Annotated in this window: 1 protein-coding gene and 2 pseudogenes; all 3 read left to right on the forward strand. The window is 62.3% G+C overall.

Annotation, left to right across the window (positions count from 1 at the left end; translation table 11 throughout):
* A pseudogene (locus tag ACFVXJ_RS31220) lies at positions 1 to 973 on the forward strand (hypothetical protein); the annotation flags it as partial.
* 317 nt (positions 974 to 1,290) lie between these two features.
* The gene (locus ACFVXJ_RS31225) at positions 1,291 to 1,953 is read left to right on the forward strand and encodes a type VII secretion system-associated protein (protein ID WP_389666830.1); all 663 of its coding nucleotides are present in this window, start codon (positions 1,291 to 1,293) and stop codon (positions 1,951 to 1,953) included.
* Between the two features lie 122 nt (positions 1,954 to 2,075).
* Positions 2,076 to 2,276: pseudogene (locus ACFVXJ_RS31230) on the forward strand (IS1380 family transposase); the annotation flags it as partial.
* Positions 2,277 to 2,469 lie beyond the last annotated feature (193 nt).

Consider the following 2,469-nt stretch of genomic DNA (forward strand, 5'->3'; position numbering starts at 1 on the left):
CGCCACCCTGCCGCCGGGCACGGTCAAGCTGCCCTTCGACGACAGCCCCGCGAAGTACATCGACCACGAGGGCAACCTCTACAAGGAAGACGGCACCCTCTTCCAGCGCGCCGACGAGGCCAAGGTCGAAACGGCCCCCCACCCCACGGACGCCGCACACGCCCCGAAGGTGGAAACCCCGGTTCTGGTCGGCGTCGGCGCCCACAACGCCGACAACGCCATCCGCCTCGGCTCCGACATGTCCGACCCCGTCCACGCGGCCGACAACGCCGCCCACACCGGCGACCACGCCCCCGGCGGCCACGCCCCGGACGGCATGCCCCGCAACGACCACACCGACTCCGCCTCTGCGGGCAGTGGCGGCCACGCGTCGGACCACACTCCGACCGGTGGAGGTGTAACAGCCCACCCCACGGACACCTCGTTCCCGGGCGAGAGCGGGCACGGCTTTGATGGTGGCGGAAACAACGGGACCGGGGTTCCCGGCATAGGCGCAACATCTGGTGAAGGGCCCAACCGATTGGCGGCGGCGACGGACACCAGCGTGGACCTGGACAAGCTGGGCATGCCTGCCGTTTGGCGCACTGATGACGCTCCCTTGTATAGAAGTGACAACAGGGCTCCCGAAGAGATCTTTGAGAGTGGCTTCGAACCGCTTGACCCGTCGCGCGTCGACCTCGTTGAGTATGTCGAAGAGAGTGAGCACTCGGCGTTCGTCAGCACTTCCTACCGTGATGACATCGGTGACGACTTTGGTGGAAAGTACACATATGAGCTGGATGTGCCTGGCGGCATCGACGTGAACACTTCCATGGGACCCCACCCTCTTTCGTACGAACAGGAGATAGCCTTCCCTGGAGGGATCCGACCCGAGTACATCAAGGGAGCCCGTCCGTACAACTATGCGACCGGCGAGGTTGGTGATCTCATTCCGAATCCAAACTACCGCCCCGAGGTTGAACGTGTTCCGTGAGACGGAGATTCTGCATGATTCGGAGATCGTCCTCGTCTCTGAAGGTGGGTGCGTGTCGGGAAGAGTGGTGGCCGAATTCTCCGGATCTTCCTACATGGTACGCATCTCTTACGGTGACGAGATGGTCGAACACGTGGCCTGGAATCTTTTCGAGGCGTTGGCCCAGGTGCGGACAGATCTTGAGCGCGCGGGACTAAAGCCGGCAGTCGAGGGTGCTTGCCGGGACGTGTACCCCAGCAGAATGGCATTGGAGATGGGCGGCGGAAGGAAGGCGTATCGCTGGCCGGTCGCAGAACGACCGGTGACAGTGGGAATTTTTGCTGCTGTACCGAGGTCTGAATATTGTCGACTCGCTTATGTGGGCGAGCAGCGAGTCTCTATCGAAAAGCTCAGGAAAAAAAGAAGTGGGTGAAGCGGTGGTACGGGCGCCCGTTGAATGGATAACAGAATCGATGCGAGCCGAGGCGTCAAGGAATCCCGATTCCTGGGTCTATGCGATCGATCCTTTTGTCGATCCGGCCGGTCGGATCCCTCCGTACGCCATCTTCGGTGCTTGGAAGGTCGACGAGCAGGGTGAAATAACCGATCAATTCACTCATAATTCTAAATATCGACCTTCTCCACGCAGCATGGGCATGGCCGAGCCGACCGATGCGGTGGATGCTGCCATCCAGCTTGCTGCCGCTCGGTATGGCAGCGAGGCTGACGTCGTCCGGGCCCTTGTGGAATCCTTCGTATTCGTCCTTCCCCAGTCGGTTATCTACCTAGACGTTCGTTCCGAAGCGGTCGCCAGAAAACTCCTGCCCGTATTCACTGATCCTAGCCACGCGCCGACCGCAGCGCCGGAAGTGCGAAGGGTGGAGGCGTGCAGCCTGGCGGCAGGTCTGCCGAGCGACACGTATTTCAAGATAAATCCTGGCAGTTCCGCCTCCGTGGAAATACCAGTCACGGATCTGCAATCCTGGCGCGCCGCCCAGTAGGCGGCCCCGAAGCCCTGATTTCCGCTGGGTGGGTGAGAGCTGATCTCCGCAACAGGCGCTGCTGTGGAATCCGAAACAGATGGCGTTGGCGTGTGTGGGTGCCCACGCATCTGTCGTACTGGAGGCCCGGCAACGCGGGCAGCAACACAGCCGCTGACCACATCACCACGACCCAACTCGCCCTGGCTCAACTGCCGAAGAAGTACCGGCATTGACGCCGGACGCTGATTCGTACCGACTCCGGGGGCGGGACGCATGAGTTCACAGCCCGGCTCGCCCAGCGCGGACGGTGGCTGTCGTACTCGGTCGGCGTGACCATCACGGCCACCGGCCTGCGCAACCTGCCCCTGCGCGACACCGCACAGATCCAGGTCTGGCTGGAAATCGTCCAGTCGGTGACGAACCGCCTCACGGGCACCCGCTAAGGGTTGTCCCGTAAATGATCTTCGGGGCGGCTCTGACGTCGTGGGCCGTGAGTGGGCCGCTCGTTTATCCGGCGAGGGCGAGGTTATGCAT

The sequence above is a fragment of the Streptomyces sp. NPDC058279 genome (assembly GCF_042881255.1).
Classification (GTDB): domain Bacteria; phylum Actinomycetota; class Actinomycetes; order Streptomycetales; family Streptomycetaceae; genus Streptomyces.